Here is a 17,756-nt window from a genome sequence, read left to right as displayed (position 1 = left end):
CATGGACCGGCTGATCTATTCCGCCGTATCGGGCATGAACGCCAGCATGGTGCGCCAGCGCGCCATCGCCAGCAATATGGCCAATGCGCAGACCACCGGCTTCAAGGCCGAAATCTTCGATTCCCGTCCCGTGACGCTGGATGGCGGGCCGGTTGAAGTACGCGCCCAGAACCGGACAGAGGTTCGCGGCGCCCAAATGGCCGACGGATCGGTCAACGATACGGGCCGGCCGCTGGATATCGCGATGCAGGGCGACATCCTGCTGGCGGTGCAGGCGCTGGACGGGACGGAAGCCTATACGCGGCGCGGCGATCTGTCGGTCTCGCCCACGGGCGTGCTGCAAACGGGCGACGGACTTCCGGTGATCGGCGATGCCGGGCCGGTGACCGTCCCCTTGGGCGGCGACATCGCGATTGCACCCGATGGCGCAATCCTGCTGGCCGACCCCGCCGTGCCGGAGGCTGCGCCCGAACAGATCGGCCGCCTGAAACTGGCCAGTGCCAGCGGCAGCGATCTGGTGAAAGGGCTGGACGGCCAGTTCCGCGTCAGAGGGGGGGGTATTTTGCCTGCCGATCTGGACGCCAAGGTCGTCACCGGCGCGCTGGAAGGATCGAATGTCGTTCCCTCCGAAGTGCTGGTCGACATGATCGAGGCCCAGCGCCTGTTCGATATCCGCACCAATGTCGTCTCTACCGCCCGCGATCTCGACGAGAGCGCGGCCCGCCTCATGCGGCTTAGCTAAAGGAGAATTTCCATGCCCAGCTCGGCACTTCACGTCGCCCGTACGGGGCTTGAGGCGCAGGATGCGCGCATGCGCGTCATCGCCAACAACCTCGCCAATGTCGCCACCACCGGCTTTAAACGCGACCGCGCCAATTTCTCGACCCTTGCCTATCAGGCCGCGCGGGTGGCGGGGCAGCAAAGCAGCAACCAGACCGAATATGCCGAGGGGCTGAACCTTGGCACCGGCGTTCAGGTCCAGTCGACCAGCCGGATCGTCACCCAAGGCACGCTGAACGCGACGGGCAATGCGCTCGATCTCGCTCTCGATGGCGACGGCTATTTCCAGGTGGAGATGCCTGGCGGCCAGATGGGCTATACGCGGGCGGGCAATTTCACCCGCTCGTCCGAAGGGCTGCTGGTCACGTCGCAGGGTTACCCCGTGCAGCCGCAGATCACTATTCCCGAGGGGATGACATCGCTGACCATTGGCGACGACGGCATCGTTTCGGCCATGGTGGCGGGCGATGGCGATCCGGTCGAACTGGGACAGCTGACCATCGCCAGCTTTGCCAATCCGGGCGGATTGCGACCTGTCGCGGGCAATTATCTGGAAGAAACCGCAGGCAGCGGCCCCGCCCTTCTGGGCATCGCGGGCGAGGAAGGGCGCGGCCATGTGCAACAGGGCATGCTGGAAGGCAGCAATGTCAATGTCGTTCAGGAACTGGTCGACATGATCGAAACGCAGCGCGCTTACGAGATCAATTCCAAGATGATCTCCTCGGTCGACGAGATGCTGCAGAACGCGAACCAGACGCTGTGACCATGCGCCCGCTCGTCCTTGTCGCCCTTCTTGCCTGCGCATCGACCGCGCAGGCACAGGAAGCCGGATACGAACCGGCCCCTGCTGCGCCAACCTATATGCCATCGGTGCCCCCTGCCCCGACCGGCGGAATATTCCAGCCCTCGTCGGGCTATACCGGCCTGTACGAAGGGACGCGTGCGCATCGGGTGGGCGACCTTGTCACCATATTGCTGGTCGAGAGCACGGTCACGTCGAAATCGGTGCGTTCAAAGAACGACCGCAGCGGCAGCCTCTCTTTCGTCCCGCCGTTGACCGGTCCCTTCGCCTTTCTCGACCCGTCGGACCTTAAAGCTTCGGGCGCGGGGTCGTTTTCGGGAAGCGGAAGCGCGGGGCAGAACAGCTCGCTCGCCACGGCGCTGGCCGTGACCATCGTCGAAGTGCGGCCGAACGGTACCGCGCTGGTGCAAGGGGAAAAGAACATGTTGCTTAGCCAGGGGGATGAATGGGTGCGCTTTCGCGGCATCATCCGCCTTGCCGATGTGGACGCGGAAAACACTGTGATGTCGAGCCGCGTGGCCGATGCCGCCATCGAATATTCGGGCAAGGGTGACCTTCAGCGGGCAAGCCGCCCGGGATGGCTGTCGCGCTTTTTCTCGATCATCAGCCCATTCTGACGGAGCCGGAACGATGCGCCGTTTTATCCTTATCCTTGCAGCCCTGTGCACGGCCGTGTTGCCCGCGACGGCGCATGCCGAACGGGTGCGCGACCTTGGCCAGTTTCAGGGCGTCAGGTCCAACCAGCTGACCGGATATGGCATCGTCGTCGGGCTTCCCGGCACGGGCGACGACAATCTGGAATATGTGACACAGGCGATGAAGGGCGTGTCGGGCCGCATGGGCCTGCAATTGCCCGCGGGGGTTCAGCCTTCGCTGAAGAACGCCGCCGCCGTTATCGTCACCGCCGATCTGCCTGCCTTTGCCAAACCCGGCCAGCGTATCGACGTGACCGTTTCGACCATGGGCAAGGCCAAATCGCTGCGTGGCGGCGCGCTGATCCTGACCCCGCTCTATGGTGCGGACGGGCAGATTTACGCCATGGCGCAGGGCAATCTGGCCGTGGGCGGTCTGGGCGTATCCGCTGCCGACGGGTCGAAACTGACCGTCAACGTGCCGACTGTCGGGCGCATTGCTGATGGCGGCAGCGTGGAACGCGCGGTCGACACGGGTTTCGATAGCGGCGAGGTGCTGCGCTATAATCTCTTCAACGCCGATTTCCTGACGGCAAGCCGCGTGCGTGATGCGATCAACCGCATGCTTCCCGGCACGGCGAGCATAGAGGACGGGGTGACGTTGGCGCTGCGGCTGCCCGCCGGGTCCGACCGCCGAGCCAGCCTGATGGCGGCGATCGAAATGCTGGAAATCGCGCCCGCCGAAACGCCTGCCAAGGTGATCGTCAATTCGCGCACCGGCACGGTCGTCATCAACAGCGCGGTGCGCCTGTCGCCCGCCGCGATCAGCCACGGCACGCTGACGGTGCGCATCGACGAGAACCCGATGATCGTCCAGCCCGCCCCCTTCAGCCGCGGACAGACCGCGCAAGAGGAAAGCTCCGACATCTCCGTCAGCGAAAGCGGCGGACAGGTCGCGCTGTTCCAGCCCGGTGCCTCGCTGTCGGAAATCGTCGATGCGCTGAACCTGCTGGGTGTGGGCGCATCCGATCTGGTCGCCATTCTGGAAGCGTTGAAACAGGCAGGCGCGCTGAAAGCCGAAATGGTGATCCTGTGAGCATGTCGATCAGCACCGCTGCCGCCGCAGCTTCAACCGCGAAAGAGCGGTCGCAGCTGGCCGGCGCCGCGCAGGATTTCGAAGCGATCTTCCTGCGCCAGATGTTGTCGGCTGCGCGCGACAGCGCGATCCGCAGCGATCTGTTCGGATCGAACGGATCGGACACATTCCGCCAGATGCGCGACGAAGCCTTTGCCGACATCGCATCGCAGCAAGGCGTGCTGGGGCTGGCCGCCATGATCGAGGCGCAGGTGGCCAGTGCCGATCCGCAAACGCCCGGTTCCAAGGAGTAGGCCGCAATGGCATCCGATCTCATCTCGATTGCGCAAAGCGGCGCGCGTACGGCGCGGCAGGCGCTGGATGTAACCGCCAGCAACATCACCAATGCATCCTCCCAGGGATATGTCCGTCGCACCGTCCAGCTGAACGAGGTGGTGGCATCGGGCGGGCTGTCCGCAGTCGGCAATCTGTCCCTGTCGGGCGTGCGGCTGAATGCGGTGATCCGCAATGCCGATGCGTTCCGCCTGTCAGAAGTGCGCCGCACCGGATCGGACCTTGCCCGCGCCGATGCGGAGCTGTCGGGCCTGTCCAATATCGAAAGCGCGCTGGAACAGAGCGGCCTGTATGACGCGCTGGTCGATTTCGAAGCCGCGCTGAACCAGCTGGCCAGCGATCCGGTCGACCGGTCGCTGCGCGCTGCCGCGCTGGAAGCGGCGCGCGGTATGGCATCGACGTTCAACCTTGCCGATGCGGCGCTGGCGGCAGCAGGTGACGGCGTGACATTCGAAGCCGGTGCCGATGTAGCGCAGGCCAATCTGCTGACCGGCGAGCTTGCCGTGCTGAACACCAAGCTGGCGCGCAGTGCCGCGGGTTCCTCGGATCAGGCGGCCTTGTTGGACCGGCGCGATTATCTGCTGGGCGAATTATCGGGCAAAATCGGCATCCATGCCGAAATCGCGCCCGACCAGACGGTCACGATCCGCGCCGGCGATGCGAGCGGGCCGCTGATGCTGGACGGCAGCACGGCGACCCCGTTGTCGGTGACAAGCGCGGCGGACGGAACATTGCTCTTCGACCTTGGCGGCAGCGCGGTGGTTCCCGCCGCCGGATCGCTGGCAGGTCATGCACAGGCGCTGGACGAACTGGCCGACGTGCGGCTGCGGCTGGATACGCTGGCCATGGATGTCGTCACTGCCGCCAATACTGCGCAGGCCGCCGGTGCCGCGCTGGACGGCAGCGCCGCGCCCGCCATGTTCGCCGGTACCGGTGCGGGCGATATGGCGCTGGCCATCTCCGACGGCTCGCTGATTGCCACCGCCCCCGCCGGATCGCCCGCGAACAGCCGCGACGGCAGCAATCTGGCCGCCCTGTCCGCGGCATTGACCGGCAGCGGCGTCGCATCGGGGCTGAACGGCCTGTTGTTCGACGTGTCCGCCATGGTGAACGGCAAGACCGTCACGCGCGACACGCTGGCCGCGATTGCGGACAACGCCAATATCGCGCTGCAGGCACAGGCGGGCGTCGATCTGGATGAAGAGGCGGTGAATCTCGTCCGGTTCCAGCAGGCGTTTCAGGCATCGGGCCGCGTCATGCAGGTCGCCAGCGATATTTTCGACACCATCCTCGGCATCAGGTGAGGCACGCGATGAGCATTTACGGAACCGGCACAACGGCATTCTACGCCAAATCGCGCGTGGATATGACGGCGCTTCGCAAACAGGCCGAAAAGATGCAGGGCCAGCTGTCCACCGGCGAAAGGCTGGAGCGGGCATCCGACGATCCGGTCGCGGCCGCGCGGTTGCGCACCTTGTCGCGCGCCGATCGGTTGGCAGAGGTAGACCAGTCGAACACAAACCGCGCGGCAGGCGATCTGGGACTGGCCGATGCGGCGCTGACGTCGATGGCCAATCTGGTCACGCGGGCGCGCGATCTTGCGATCCAGGCGGGGTCGGAAACGCTGAACGATACGCAGCGCGCCGCCATCGGAATCGAAATCGAGGAAATCCATACGCAGCTGGTCGCGCTGGCCAATGCGCGCGACACGGGCGGCCATGCGCTGTTCGGCGGGGCGACGACAGGCGATGCCTATGAAATCGATGGCACCGGCTATGCGGCCTATCTGGGCACGGCAGCATCGGGCGAAATCGATCTGGGCGCTGGTCAAACCGTGATCCGGTCGATCACTGGCCCGGCTATTTTCGGCATCGATGTCGATGGAACGCCTGCCAATCTCCTCAACATCGTCAAGGGTCTGTCGCTGGCGCTGGCGGGCGGCGCGGCCGACACGGCGCAGGCCGCGCGCGACGCGCTGGGCAGATTGACGGCGGGTATCGACAATATCGCCACCAACCAGACCGTGCTGGGCGCGCGTCTGGTGTGGCTGGATTTCGTGGCCGAGCGCCAGACCGATCTGGGCGTCATGCGCGCCGCGGAGGAAGCCGATACCGGCGGGGTCGACATCGCCGACACCATGATCCGCCTGCAGGAAGCCATGACCGTTCTGGAAGCCAGCCAGGCCGGTTTCACACGCCTCTCGGGCATGAGCCTGTTCGACCACATCGGTTGAACTCTTCAACGCAAGTCACGGAAAAACAGTCATGTTCGCAGCCATCGGTATCGTCATCCTGCTGGTTATGGTGTTTGGCGGTTTCGCCCTGACCGGCGGCGCATTGGGCCCCGTCATGCATGCCGTTCCGCACGAAATGCTGATCATCGGCGGCGCAGCGCTGGGCGCGGTGGTCGCAGGCAATTCGATGCACGAGCTGAAAGCGATCGGTGCCGCACTGGGCAAGGTGTTCAAAGGTCCGAAGCATTCCAGACAGGACCACATGGATGCCATCGTGCTGAGCAGCCGTCTGATGAAGATGCTGAAGAACGAAGGGCCCGTCGCGGTCGAGGCGCATGTTCAGGATCCGTCTAATTCGGCCATTTTCAACGAGTTTCCTGCCATTCTTGCCAACAAACCTTTAACCGACCTGCTCTGCGATGCGATCAGCCTGCAGGTCGTATCGTCGGGCACTCTGGAGCCGCATGCGGTGGAGGAGGTCATGGATAATGCCATGAAGACCCATTTCCACGGATTGCACGAACCGCAGCACGCCTTGCAGAACCTTGCCGATGCGCTGCCCGCGCTGGGCATCGTGGCGGCCGTGCTGGGCGTCGTGAAGACCATGGGCTCGATCGACGAACCGCCATCGGTGCTGGGGGGAATGATCGGTTCCGCTCTGGTCGGCACGTTTCTGGGCGTCCTGCTCGCCTATGGCATCGTCGGGCCGCTGGCGGGCAGGCTGAAGCAGATCAACGAGCAGGACGAGCAGATCTTCCACGCCGTCAAGCAGGTCATCATCGCCAGCCTGCACGGTTGGCCGCAGCCTTTGGTAGTGGAAAGCGCGCGGTCGGGTCTGGGCCATGGATTCCGGCCCGGCATGAACGAAATGCTTGACGCGATGCGGGGCAAGTAAGCCATGGCCAGCACCCCCGCCCCCTCCGACGCCGGTTTCGACGCCGGTTTCGACGGCCGCAACAGCCGGCCCGTCATTGTCAAAAAGGTCACCATCGTCGCGGGCGGCCATCACGGCGGGGCGTGGAAAGTGGCCTATGCCGATTTCGTGACCGCGATGATGGCGTTCTTCCTGCTGCTCTGGCTGCTCAACGCCACGACCGAGGAGCAGAAGCAGGGGCTGGCCGATTATTTTGCCCCAACCCTTGTCCAGATGCGTGAAAACAGCGCGGGCAGCAACGGCTTGCTGGGCGGCCGGTCGCTGTCGAACGTGACCAGCGAGGCGAATGGCAAGTCGGAAAAGGAGCAGCTTGCGATCACCCCTCCCCTTGGCGGCAGTGACAATCCGCGCCGGTCGGAGGAAACCCGCCGCGCCGTCGAAGCCATGCTGCAATCCACCCCTCGCCTGCGCCGGCTTGCCGAGCAGGTGCGCCTTGTCCGGACGGTCGAAGGCATTCGTCTGGATCTGGTCGACGATGCCGATTTCTCGATGTTCCATCTGGGCACCACGGTCCTGACCCCTGACGCGCGCACCTTGCTGGGCGCGATTGCCGAGGCTGCGGCAGCCCAAAACACGCAGCTGACCTTGCGCGGCCATACCGATGCGCTGCCATGGCGCGACGGAGTGCCGGGCAATAACTGGTCGCTGTCCGCCGGCCGCGCAGAAGCGACGCGGATGGAACTGCTGCGCGGCGGCATCGCCAAAAACCGCTTTGCCCGTATCGAGGGGGTGGCAGACCGCGAACCGCTGATCGCAGATAATCCCGCCGATCCGCGTAACCGGCGCATTTCGATTACCGTGCTCGATTGAGCATGCATTCCGGATCATGATCGCAGCGCTCAAACAGGAACGCGCCAGTGTCGAAGGCGTATGCCGCTATCGCTTTGGCGGCGGCATCGCCGTGCCCGTGCGCATCTCGGATTTGACCGAAGGGGGCTGCAGGATCAGCTCGATCCCGCGCGCGCTGGCCATTGGCGACCATATTTCGATCAGCATCGACACGTTGGCGCCCCTGTTCGCGACGGTGAAATGGGTGGAAAGCGGGCGTGCAGCGGGGCTGAAATTCGACAACCCGCTCTACCCTTCCGTTTTCAGCTGGCTGCTGTCGAACATGAAGGCATGACATCTGCCTGTATTACACGCATTCTGTTGATCCGCTTGGATTGACCAAGTAATGATCCGCGCGAGTCCACGATAAGGATGCGCGCCATGCATCAGATTTACTTGACCCGGTATTGGGCCGTCCCCCTGATTCTATTGTCGCAAACAGCCTGCTGGGACGATTCCTCGGCCGAAACCACGACTGCGACATCGGCTGCAACATCGGCCGGGGCGGCCAAGAAAGCCGAGACCATTTCCGACGAAGAGATTTTCACCGCAGCGGGTTTTACCCAAAGCAACGGCGCATGGTCCAAATGCGGCGATCCCGGCACGGTCAGCTATGAACCGGGCGATATCGTCGATCGCGGCGATTTCAACGGCGACGGCCTGCCCGATGCGGTGGTCGTCGAATATGGCACCTATTGCTTTGGCATGACGGGTTCGGGCTATACGCTGGTCAGCCGCAAAGCCGACGGCGCATGGATCATCGTGGACGAGCGGCCCGGCATCCTCCGGTTTCTGAACACCAGGGGTAAGGACGGCTGGCCCGATATAGAGGTTGGCGGCCCGGGTTTCTGCTTTCCCGTGATCGGCTGGAACGGCACCAGCTATGAAACCGTACGCTGGGAGTATGAGGGCAAGGCCTGTCAGAAACCGTACTGACCGCACCGTAAAAGCGAAAAGGTCCGGCGGTCGTGAAACCGCCGGACCCGAACGATCACCCACATCGGGGGGAGTGATACGGGCGATAGCCCTTTGATCGACGCCGCTTAACGAAGCAGCGACAGGACGTTCTGCTGGCTCTGGTTCGCCTGGCTCAGCATGGCGGTCGACGCCTGGCTCAGGATCTGGGCCTTGGCGAGAGCGGTGGTTTCGGCCGAATAGTCGGTATCCTCGATCCGCGAACGCGCGTCCGACAGATTGGTCGAATTGGTGGTGAGGTTGTTGACGACGCTTTCCAGACGGTTCTGCCCAGCACCCAGCGTGGCGCGCGTGGCCGAAATGTCGGTCAGTGCGGCATCGACATTGGTGATCGTCGTCGCGGCCAGCGCGGCGGTCGTCACGTCGAGTGCGGTTGCATCCATATCGGTGATATCCAGCGCCTTGCTGGTCAGCGTGACGACATCGGTTGCCGCTGCGCCCGTGGCGATCGAAAAGGTCACGTCGGTCGCACCGTCGGTGCTGAACAGGGCCACGCCGTTGAACGTCGTATTGCCGAGAATATCGCCGATCTGCGAAGTCAGCTCGGTCACTTCGGCCTGCATATAGGCGCGGTCGTCGGCATCGTTATAGGTGCCGCTCTTCGACTGGACGGCCAGTTCGCGAACGCGCTGCAGCATGTTGGTCACTTCGTTCAGCGCGCCTTCGGTCGTCTGCGCAAGGGCAATGCCGTCATTGGCGTTGCGGATGCCCTGGCTCATGGCGCGCACGTCCGATGTCATCTTGGTCGCAATGGCAAGACCTGCCGCGTCGTCCTTGGCGCCGTTGATGCGCTTGCCGGTCGACAGGCGTTCCATGGCGGTGCCCAGCTGGCGGTCGGCAGAAATCGAAGCAGCCGAAGCTTTCATCGCGGAAATATTGGTGTTGATTACGGTCATCGTTGAAACTCCTGGTCAGAAATTTTGGGTCAGAGAATTTGGGTAGTCCTGCTTGAAACTCTGGGTTTCGTTTTCCCGGTCGGCCAAGCCCCCATTTGGCCCGGCTGCCACCATGAAAAGCGGACATCGCTTCAGGAGTTTAAGGGGCCTCGCAGCTTTTTCGGTCCGTTCCGGATCGAATGCTTAACGACTAGGTGATTGTCCCTATCCGCTTCGTGAAATTCGTTTCCTCTCTCCCCTTTAAAAGCGGTCACGAACGAAGCTGCATTAAGGGGGGAACCTGGTGTCCGCGGTTCAGTACACGGAAAAGTCGCGCGCCTTGCACGGCGCGCTTATGCAACGAATGTCAGCCATCTGCGGGATCACGCTGGGCGGTGCACCGGTCTTCGTCCGCGACGCGGAAGAGGATACCGCCCCGCCGCCAAAGGCGCGCGTGATCGAACTGGCGCGCGGCGATGCGCTGTCCATCGTGCGCAAGGGCGCGCGCCATATCGCGGTCACCTATGAAGATGCCATGTCGGATGGCGCGCTGGCCGCCGCGCTATGCGCCCTGTCCGGCCCCGAAGATCCGATCGCGGGCGATCCGGAAAGCCTTGCGATCTTTGCACTGGCACAGCGGATCGCGGCCAGCGACATACCCGTTCTGATCAATGGCCCGACCGGCACCGGCAAAGAAGTGCTGAGCCGTTTCGTCCATTCCCGCAGCGCTCGCGCGGACAAGCCGTTTATCGCGGTCAATTGCGCGGCCATGCCCGAAACCATGCTGGAGGCGATGCTGTTCGGTTACCAGAAGGGCGCATTCACCGGTGCCAATGCGGCAAGCGAGGGCTTTATCCGTGCAGCCGACGGCGGCAGCCTGCTGCTGGACGAGATCAGCGAGATGCCGCTGGCTTTGCAGGCGAAACTGTTGCGCGCCTTGCAGGAACAGGAAGTCGTGCCCATCGGCGCGAGCGTTCCGGTCAAGGTCGATGTGCGCATCATCGCCGCGGCCAACCGCGACCTGCCGCTGGAAGTGGCCGAGGGGCGTTTCCGGCAGGACCTTTACTACCGGTTGAACGTGTTCCCGCTGGGTCTGGAAGCGCTGGAGCGCCGGCCGCAGGATATCGCCCTGCTGGCGCAGGCGATGCTGATGCGCCATTCCCCGGCGCTGGGTGCAGTGCCCTGCATCGCGGACTGTGCAATCGACGTGCTGAAGGGCCATGACTGGCCGGGCAATGTACGCGAGCTGGAAAACGTGATCCGCCGCGCCTTGCTGCTGTCCAGCGGCGCGATGTCGATCACCGCCGACCATATCATGTTCGACAAGGCGCCCCTGTTCGACAAGACTCGCCTGTTCGATAAAATCCCCGCGCGGATCGAAACTCGCGACGAACCGCGCGAAAGCGCCCGGGTCATTCCGCTAAAACGCACGTCTCGCGAAGAGGCATGCCTGTCCGATGTGAAGCAGGAATCCGAAACCCGCGCGATCTTGCAGGCGCTGGAGGATTGCGATGGCAATCGCCTGCGCACCGCCGACCGGCTGGGCATTTCCGAACGCACCCTGCGCTACCGCCTTGCCTCTATGCGAGAGGCGGGCGTCGAAATCGAACGCTATGCCAGCGGAGGTGCGCAATGTCGGCGCTGACCCCCTTGGGCACTGCCGGAACCGCTCCGGCCATGAACGTCCAGCAGATCATCGACCTGCGCAACCGCATTATCGAGCGGAACGACGCGCTGCAGACCATCCACGCGCCCGAAACCGCCCGCGCCGCCAACCCTGCGCAGGGTCCTGCGCAGAGTTTCGACGATACGCTGCAAGCGATGCTGGGCGGCGTGAACGCGGCCCAGTCCCGCGCCGAGGATGTCAGCGCCGCATATCAGCGCGGCGAAGTCACCGATGTGGCGCAGGTGATGCTGGCCCGTCAGGAAGCCGGCGTCGCGTTCGAAGCCACGCTGCAAGTCCGTAACAAGCTGTTGTCCGCCTATCAGGACATCATGCGGATGGGGGTTTGATCCATGGCCGATCTCGTTCCGACCATGCCGCAGGACGTGCCCCTGGGGTCGCGTGCCGTGGCGCTCACCGCTCCGCTGTTCGACCGGTCCGGCGGCCCCGTTCTGACCCGCCTGCGCAATTTCACCGCGCAGGAGCCGGTGCAGCGCATGATCCCCGCCTTTGTCGCGGTCAGCGCATTGGGGCTGGCCGCGCTGGCATGGACCCAATTGTCGCCCGCGCCGCAACGCATGCTCTATTCCGATCTGGGCGATGCGGACCGCGCCGAAGTGACCCAATTGCTGGATGCGCAGGGCATCGGCTGGCGCATCGACAATGCGACCGGCGTTCTGACCGTGGATGAAGAGGATTTCTATCGCGCCCGCATGCTGGCCGCGTCGAACACGTCTTTGGGAGCGCCCGACAGCAGTATCGAAATGCTGGACGCGCTGCCGCTGGGCGCGAGCAAGACGATGGAAGGCGAACGCCTTCGCGTCGCGCGCGAGCGAGAGTTGCAGATGACCATCGCCGAAATCGATGGCGTGGAAAGCGTGCGCGTCCATCTGGCCGAGGCCGAAAGATCGGCCTTCGTGCGCGAGGATACGCCCCCGTCGGCATCGGTCATGGTCCGGCTGGCGCGCGGGCGGCAGCTGGCGGATTCGCAAGTGCGCGCCATCGTCAATCTGGTCGCGGCATCGGTTCCCGGCATGTCGGTCGACGCGGTGCGCGTGGCCGACCAGCAAGGGCGGCTGTTGTCCGATCCGGTGCAGAAGACCGACGACCGGCTCGACCTGCAGGCCCGCATAGAGGACAAGCTGCGCAGCCAGATCTCCCATTTGCTGACCCCCATGTTCGGCGAGGGCAATTTCACCAGCGAGATCCAGGCCGAAATCGACATGGATCAGGTCACGCGCGCCAGCGAAAGCTATGACCGCAATGGCGCGCTGCGCAGCGAGAACCTTGTCAACAGCCAGTCCGTGGCCGCAGGCAATGCGGCGGGCATACCCGGCGCCTTGTCCAACACCCCTCCCCCCGCGGCCGAGGCGCAGGACCGCGCGCCCGAAGGCGGCGAAGTGACCCAGGGCGGCAGCGGCGCATCGGAAAGCAGCGCAAGCCGCAGCTGGGAACTGGGCCGCGAGGTTTCGGTGGCCAACAGCGCGCCAGGCGGCGTGAAACGCCTGTCTGTGGCAGTCGCGCTCAGCAAGGAAGCGCTGGGCAGCGCGAGCGCGCAGGAAATCGACAATATCAAGGCGCTGATCGGCTCTGCCGTCGGGGCCAATGCAGAGCGCGGCGATCAGGTAACCGTGATCGCCCGCAGTTTCGAGGCGGTGGAGGCCGATGGCGCCGCCTTTTACGAGACCGGATGGTTCGCGCGGCTGCTTCGCATCGGCGGAGCCATAGTGATCGCGCTTCTGGTCGTCCTGCTGGGCCTGCGCCCGTTCCTTAAAAGCCTGCGCGAGAGGAAGGAAACGCCTGTGCCCGCGTTGCAGGTCCGGCAGGACACATCAGCCGGCACCGTGCCGGAGGGTGACGGCAAGCTGCTTGCCATCATGGATGCCGCCGCGCGCCGCGACGATCTGAACCGCAAGGTCGGACTTGCCCGCGAACTGATCGAGGAGAAGCCCGACGATGCGCTGGTGGCCCTGCGCGAAATGTTGAGCGCAAAGCCCGGAAAGCGGGCCGATGCATTGCCGGAGGCGATATGATGACCGGACTGACGACTGGGCTGATGACTGGGCAGGATGGCGACGCGGCCACGCGCGCCGCGCTGATGGTGATGATCCTTGAGGAAGAACAGGCCGCGAAACTGCTGGCCCGTCTGGAGCCGGAGGAATTGCAGGTTCTGGGCAATCGCATGTGCGCGCTGGAACAGGTGGAAGGGGGCGATCTGGATGACGCGCTGGTCAGCTTTATCGACCGGATCGGCAAAAGCTCGCTCTCTACCCACGACCAGATCGGCAAGGTCCGCAGCCTGATGACCCGTGCGGTCGGATCGGTAAAGGCCGATAATCTGATGCAGCGGATCAGGCCCGAACAGGCGCGCCCGTCACCGTTGCAACTGATCCGCTGGCTGACGCCGGAATCGCTGGTGCCGCTGGTCCGCGACGAACATCCGCAGGCGATTGCCGTGCTGCTGGTGCAGCTGGAAGCGCAGATCGCGGCAAAGGTATTGCACCAGTTGCCCGACGATGTGCAGGGCGAAGTGGTGCGCCGCGTGGCAACGCTGGGCCCCGTGCGCAGCGACGCGCTGGCCATTCTGGAGGAAGTGCTGGAGCGCCGCATTTCCGAACATCACGGTCAGGCCGTGCTGAAGATCGGCGGCCCGCGCGAGGCGGCTGAAATCATCAATAATTCGGACAAGGCGGCCGAACGGCGGATCATGCCGGTGATACAGGATTTCGATGCCGATCTGGCCCGCAAGGTCGAGGACGAGATGTTCACCTTCGACGATCTGCTGAAACTCGATCGCCAGAACATGGGCACGCTGCTGCGCGAGATCGAAAGCGAAGTGCTGGTCGTCGCGCTCAAGGCTTTGCAGGACGACGATCTGAAAGTGTTCTTCGCTGCGATGTCCGAACGCGCCGCCGAAGGGCTGCGCGACGAAATGGACGAACGCGGGCGCGTCCGGCTTGCCGATGTCGATAATGCGCGGCGCGAGATGATCGCCATTGCGCGCCGCCTGTCGGATGCGGGCACCATCAGCTTTGGATCGGGCGACGATGAATTCGTTTGACGCCCCGCGTATCGCACGGCTCGACCATCTGGCGGAAGGGGGCGGATTTCGCGCCGATCCACGCTATGGCGGCCTGCCCGCCCGCCCCGATCCGCGCGAACAGGACCGTGCCGATCGGCAGCGGGCCGCCAGCGATGCCTATGCCCGCGGCTATGAAGAGGGGCGTGCTGCTGCCATGGCAGAGGCAGAAGCACATATGGCGGCAGAGGATGCTGCGCGCACGAAGCTGGGCGATGCGCTGGTCCGCATCGGGACCGAGGACGCGCGCCGCCTGTCCGAACGATTGCGCGACATCGCGCTGGCCGTGTGCTGCGAAATGCTGGCCCCGCTGACGCTGGACGAGGATGCGCTGAACCGCCGGATTGCCGCCTGTCTGGCCTTGCTGTGCGATGCCGGGGACCGCGTTCTGCATCTGAACCCCGACGATATCGCTTTGCTGGACGCCGATCTGCGCAAGGATTTGACGATTGCACCCGATGCGACCCTGCCGCGCGGCGAAATTCGCATCGAAACCCCCGATGGCGGGGTTGAGGACGGACCGGCGACATGGCGCGCTGCCATTGCCGAAGCGTTGCAGACGTGTTGACGGCCGAGCGGCTTGCCCCGCAAATCCCCTTTCTCTCGCTGGGCCCCGCCCGTTTCGGGCTGGTCGCGGCCTGTGACAATGGCTTGCTGGAAGTAACCGGCCTGTCGCTGCCGATCGGCTGTATCTGCCGGATCGAGCAGGAGAGCGGGTCCGATATGGCGGCCGAAGTCATCGGTTTCCGAAATGGCCGCACGCTGATGATGATGCTGGGCGATAGCGCGCTGCTGTCCCCAGGATCGCGGGTTTATACCGAAGGGCGCCCCGGCATGGTGCCCGTGGGCGAAGCGTTTCTGGGCCGTGCGGTCGATGGCAGGGGTCACCCCATCGACGGCGGGCCGCCGGTGCAGGTCGGGCAATTCTGGCCTGCGGGCGGCATGCGCAGCGGCGCGCTGGATCGCAGTCCCGTTACCAGACCGTTCGATTGCGGCATTCGCGCGATCAACGCGCTGGCCACCATGGGACAGGGCCAGCGTATTGGCATCATGGCCGGATCGGGCGTAGGCAAATCGGTGCTGATCGACATGATCGCGCACGGCGCGGATGCCGATATCGTGATATTTGCCCTGATCGGCGAACGCGCGCGCGAGGTTTCGGGCTTTGTCGCGCGGCATATGTCGGGCGCAAAGCGCCAGCGCGCGATCACCATCGCCGTACCTGCCGACCATGCCCCCAATCTGCGCCTGCGCGCCGCCCAGCTGGCCGTGGCGCAGGCCGAATATTTCCGCGCACAGGGCAAAAGCGTGTTGCTGATCATGGACAGCCTGACCCGCGTGGCCCATGCCGCGCGCGAGATCGGTCTGCTGCTGGGCGAACCGGGATCGGCTCGCGGCTATCCGCCATCGGCCTTGGCGACGATCAACCGGCTGGTCGAACGCGCGGGCAATAGCGCGCAAAGCGGCGGGGCCGTCACCGGCATCTATACCGTTCTGGCCGATGGCGACGATGAAAACGATCCCGTGGTCGACACTGCCCGCGCCATTCTGGACGGGCATATCGTGCTGTCGCGCGCCATTGCGCAGCGCGGACAATATCCGGCGATCGATGTCGGTGCCTCTCTATCGCGCGTGATGAGCGATGTCGCGGGGCGCGAGCATCGAACCGATGCCACCGTGCTGCGCGCGCTTTGCGCTTCGTATGAGGCGAACCGCGATCTGGTGCTGATGGGCGCCTATCGCGCGGGAGCCGACGCACAGCTTGATCGCGCCATGGCGATGCAGCCCGCGATACAGGGCTTTCTGGCACAGGAAACGGACGAGCTCTGCCCGCTGGATAACAGCGTGGCGGCTTTGCATGCGCTGGTAGCGGGGCCGCCGTGAAACAGGACCGGCACGCGCTGCATCGCCTGCGCCGACTGGAACGCGTGCGCGAAGTGGCGAAGCAGACCGCCGCGATGGAGTCTGCCGAGGCCGAGGGCACTTTGGGCCAGCTTGTGGCCCTGCGCGACCGGACCCGCGCAATTGCGGCATCCTATCGACCGGCGGGTGCCGAAACGGATGGCGGCGACCTGCGCCGCATGCGCGCCTTTGTCGAAGGTGTCGGCAGGCTGACCGGCCAGACCGAGCAGGACATTACCGCCGCGCAATCGCGCGCCGATGCGCTGCGCGGCGATCTGGCCGCTGCCCAGCGCCGCCTGTCGCTGGCGAGCGAGCGCAGCGTCCGTTGCCGCAAGGCGCTGAACGCGGAAAGACCGGCCGAAACACCGGCGCGGCGGAGCAACTGGCACGAAACTTGAAAGGTATCGGGAGAACTCTAGCCAAGCGGACCCGATGCCATGAATGCCCTGACCCTGTTCTCGCTGCCCGCCGCGAAAGGCACCGGCCTTACCGGCGAATCCATCATCAGTGGCGAGGGTACCGAGAGTGAGGAAAATGGCGGAAACGCGCCATTCGCGGCCCTGTTCGACATGCTTCTGTTTGCGCAGCCCGTTGCCGTTCCGGTGGCTGCGGGCGATGGAGATGCGGCAATATCTGTTGCCGCGACCGGCAAGAACCTGCCGGTCTTGCCGGTGGCCGAAACGGCCTTGCCGGACACGGCCGCGCCGCTTGTTCCTGTTACGGCCGATTCCGCACAGCATGCCCCGGACCTTCCATTTGCGGACTCGCCATTTGCGGATGCTCTTCCCGAAGATCCGGCTCCGGTCAAACTCGCATCGCAGACTGGCCCCGCCCCCCGCATGCCGGAACCTGCGACCGTAGCCGCGCCCCTTGCTAAAAGCCTCCCCGCGCCTGCTGCCCCAATAGTCACTGCCGTTCAAACCGTGCCCGACGAAAGCGACACTACCCCTGCCCCGATCGGGACGCGCGAAACCTCACCCGCGACCGAACTTCCCGAAGCCGGCGAAGCGCCCGCCACTTCACCCGCGAAAATCCTCGCAGCGCGCAGCGGCGGCGAGATGCAGGTGCAATTGACGATCAGCCAGCCCGTTGAGGCGAGGTCTGCCCATGCCAGCCCCGTCACCATCGAACGCACCGACCCGTTTCAGGGCGCGCAGCGCCTGGACGAGCTGGTGCAGGCCATCGCCCATGCTCGCGAAACGGGCAGCAATCAGCCGGTACGCGCCACCATCTCGCATGCCGAATTCGGTGTTCTCGCCCTGCGCCTCTCGCGTGAGGATGGCGGCGTGACCGCACAGATCGCCAGCAGCGATGTCGGCTTTGCCCCTGCCGCGCATCATGCGCTGCGCACCGCCGCCGAAACCGGCCTGTCGGGCCAGAACCGCGGTGAGGATCAACCCCGCCATCAGGGCACCGCATCCGAACAGCAGGCCCCATCGAACAGCCAGTCGAATGCCCATTCACAGGGCCAGTCGCCGGGGCATTCTCAGGCACAGCACAACCGTGCCGCCGCCCGCAGCGACGCGCGCACCGATACGGCATCCTCCGCGCCGGAGGGCGAAACCGCCGAACCCACCGAACAGCGCGCGAACGGCCTCTACGCCTGAGCGTCCCCGCCATTCCC

The 17,756-nt window shown here is 64.7% G+C and carries 20 protein-coding genes; 19 read left to right on the top strand and 1 reads right to left on the bottom strand.

The window, feature by feature from the left end; all coding sequences use genetic code 11:
• Nucleotide 1 precedes the first annotated feature (1 nt).
• The 11 genes from LOZ74_RS08330 (at nucleotide 2) to LOZ74_RS08280 (ending at nucleotide 8,574) form a co-directional block, all read left to right on the top strand.
• The gene (locus LOZ74_RS08330; protein WP_230293670.1) at nucleotides 2-742 is read left to right on the top strand and encodes a flagellar basal body rod protein FlgF; all 741 of its coding nucleotides are present in this window, start codon (nucleotides 2-4) and stop codon (nucleotides 740-742) included.
• Nucleotides 743-754: 12 nt separating this feature from the next.
• Nucleotides 755-1,543 carry a flagellar basal-body rod protein FlgG gene (flgG, locus tag LOZ74_RS08325; RefSeq protein ID WP_230293669.1) on the top strand — a complete coding sequence of 263 codons (789 nt, stop codon included), beginning with the start codon at nucleotides 755-757 and terminating at the stop codon, nucleotides 1,541-1,543.
• 2 nt (nucleotides 1,544-1,545) lie between these two features.
• Entirely contained in the window at nucleotides 1,546-2,199 is a 654-nt protein-coding gene (locus LOZ74_RS08320) for a flagellar basal body L-ring protein FlgH (protein WP_230293668.1), read from the top strand.
• Between the two features lie 13 nt (nucleotides 2,200-2,212).
• Nucleotides 2,213-3,310 (top strand): flagellar basal body P-ring protein FlgI, encoded by a 1,098-nt coding sequence (locus LOZ74_RS08315; RefSeq protein WP_230293667.1) that lies wholly within the window; start codon nucleotides 2,213-2,215, stop codon nucleotides 3,308-3,310.
• 2 nt (nucleotides 3,311-3,312) lie between these two features.
• Nucleotides 3,313-3,603, top strand: a complete 291-nt coding sequence (locus tag LOZ74_RS08310) for a rod-binding protein (protein ID WP_230293666.1) — start codon at nucleotides 3,313-3,315, stop codon at nucleotides 3,601-3,603.
• 6 nt (nucleotides 3,604-3,609) lie between these two features.
• Nucleotides 3,610-4,947, top strand: coding sequence for a flagellar hook-associated protein FlgK (gene flgK, locus LOZ74_RS08305; RefSeq protein WP_230293665.1), 1,338 nt, complete (start codon nucleotides 3,610-3,612; stop codon nucleotides 4,945-4,947).
• 8 nt (nucleotides 4,948-4,955) lie between these two features.
• A complete protein-coding gene (locus LOZ74_RS08300; RefSeq protein WP_230293664.1) occupies nucleotides 4,956-5,876 on the top strand; it encodes a flagellar biosynthesis protein FlgL in 921 nt (306 codons plus the stop codon).
• A gap of 31 nt (nucleotides 5,877-5,907) precedes the next feature.
• Entirely contained in the window at nucleotides 5,908-6,771 is an 864-nt protein-coding gene (motA, locus tag LOZ74_RS08295; protein ID WP_230293663.1) for a flagellar motor stator protein MotA, read from the top strand.
• A 3-nt stretch (nucleotides 6,772-6,774) separates the two neighbouring features.
• Nucleotides 6,775-7,620, top strand: coding sequence for a flagellar motor protein MotB (locus LOZ74_RS08290; protein ID WP_230293662.1), 846 nt, complete (start codon nucleotides 6,775-6,777; stop codon nucleotides 7,618-7,620).
• A 16-nt stretch (nucleotides 7,621-7,636) separates the two neighbouring features.
• Entirely contained in the window at nucleotides 7,637-7,933 is a 297-nt protein-coding gene (locus LOZ74_RS08285; protein WP_230293661.1) for a PilZ domain-containing protein, read from the top strand.
• 86 nt (nucleotides 7,934-8,019) lie between these two features.
• Nucleotides 8,020-8,574 (top strand): hypothetical protein, encoded by a 555-nt coding sequence (locus LOZ74_RS08280; RefSeq protein ID WP_230293660.1) that lies wholly within the window; start codon nucleotides 8,020-8,022, stop codon nucleotides 8,572-8,574.
• A 107-nt stretch (nucleotides 8,575-8,681) separates the two neighbouring features.
• On the opposite strand, the gene LOZ74_RS08275 is transcribed toward LOZ74_RS08280, so the two are convergent.
• Nucleotides 8,682-9,509, bottom strand: a complete 828-nt coding sequence (locus LOZ74_RS08275) for a flagellin (protein ID WP_230281149.1) — start codon at nucleotides 9,507-9,509, stop codon at nucleotides 8,682-8,684.
• Between the two features lie 343 nt (nucleotides 9,510-9,852).
• Between LOZ74_RS08275 and LOZ74_RS08270 the strand changes: the two genes are divergently transcribed.
• Genes LOZ74_RS08270 through LOZ74_RS08235 form a run of 8 tightly spaced genes read left to right on the top strand, consistent with a single transcriptional unit; the run spans nucleotide 9,853 to nucleotide 17,739 of the window.
• Nucleotides 9,853-11,133: a sigma-54-dependent Fis family transcriptional regulator gene (locus LOZ74_RS08270; RefSeq protein ID WP_230293659.1), complete on the top strand. Its 1,281-nt coding sequence runs from the start codon at nucleotides 9,853-9,855 to the stop codon at nucleotides 11,131-11,133.
• Nucleotides 11,121-11,501, top strand: a complete 381-nt coding sequence (gene fliE / locus LOZ74_RS08265) for a flagellar hook-basal body complex protein FliE (RefSeq protein WP_230293658.1) — start codon at nucleotides 11,121-11,123, stop codon at nucleotides 11,499-11,501. The genes LOZ74_RS08270 and fliE overlap by 13 nt, the downstream gene beginning before the upstream one ends.
• Before the next feature lie 3 nt (nucleotides 11,502-11,504).
• The gene (gene fliF / locus LOZ74_RS08260) at nucleotides 11,505-13,184 is read left to right on the top strand and encodes a flagellar basal-body MS-ring/collar protein FliF (protein WP_230293657.1); all 1,680 of its coding nucleotides are present in this window, start codon (nucleotides 11,505-11,507) and stop codon (nucleotides 13,182-13,184) included.
• A complete protein-coding gene (gene fliG / locus LOZ74_RS08255; protein WP_230293656.1) occupies nucleotides 13,181-14,212 on the top strand; it encodes a flagellar motor switch protein FliG in 1,032 nt (343 codons plus the stop codon). Before fliF ends, fliG begins: the two co-directional genes overlap by 4 nt.
• A complete protein-coding gene (locus LOZ74_RS08250; RefSeq protein ID WP_230293655.1) occupies nucleotides 14,199-14,798 on the top strand; it encodes a FliH/SctL family protein in 600 nt (199 codons plus the stop codon). Before fliG ends, LOZ74_RS08250 begins: the two co-directional genes overlap by 14 nt.
• Nucleotides 14,792-16,114 carry a FliI/YscN family ATPase gene (locus LOZ74_RS08245; RefSeq protein WP_370638889.1) on the top strand — a complete coding sequence of 441 codons (1,323 nt, stop codon included), beginning with the start codon at nucleotides 14,792-14,794 and terminating at the stop codon, nucleotides 16,112-16,114. Before LOZ74_RS08250 ends, LOZ74_RS08245 begins: the two co-directional genes overlap by 7 nt.
• Nucleotides 16,111-16,530, top strand: coding sequence for a hypothetical protein (locus LOZ74_RS08240; RefSeq protein WP_230293654.1), 420 nt, complete (start codon nucleotides 16,111-16,113; stop codon nucleotides 16,528-16,530). Before LOZ74_RS08245 ends, LOZ74_RS08240 begins: the two co-directional genes overlap by 4 nt.
• A 39-nt stretch (nucleotides 16,531-16,569) precedes the next feature.
• Nucleotides 16,570-17,739 carry a hypothetical protein gene (locus LOZ74_RS08235; protein ID WP_230293653.1) on the top strand — a complete coding sequence of 390 codons (1,170 nt, stop codon included), beginning with the start codon at nucleotides 16,570-16,572 and terminating at the stop codon, nucleotides 17,737-17,739.
• The last annotated feature ends 17 nt before the right edge of the window (nucleotides 17,740-17,756 follow it).

This window comes from Croceicoccus sp. Ery5, from assembly GCF_020985325.1.
Lineage (GTDB): Bacteria > Pseudomonadota > Alphaproteobacteria > Sphingomonadales > Sphingomonadaceae > Croceicoccus.
The sequence above is the reverse complement of the archived record's forward strand: the minus strand, read 5'-3'. Positions and strand labels throughout refer to the sequence as shown.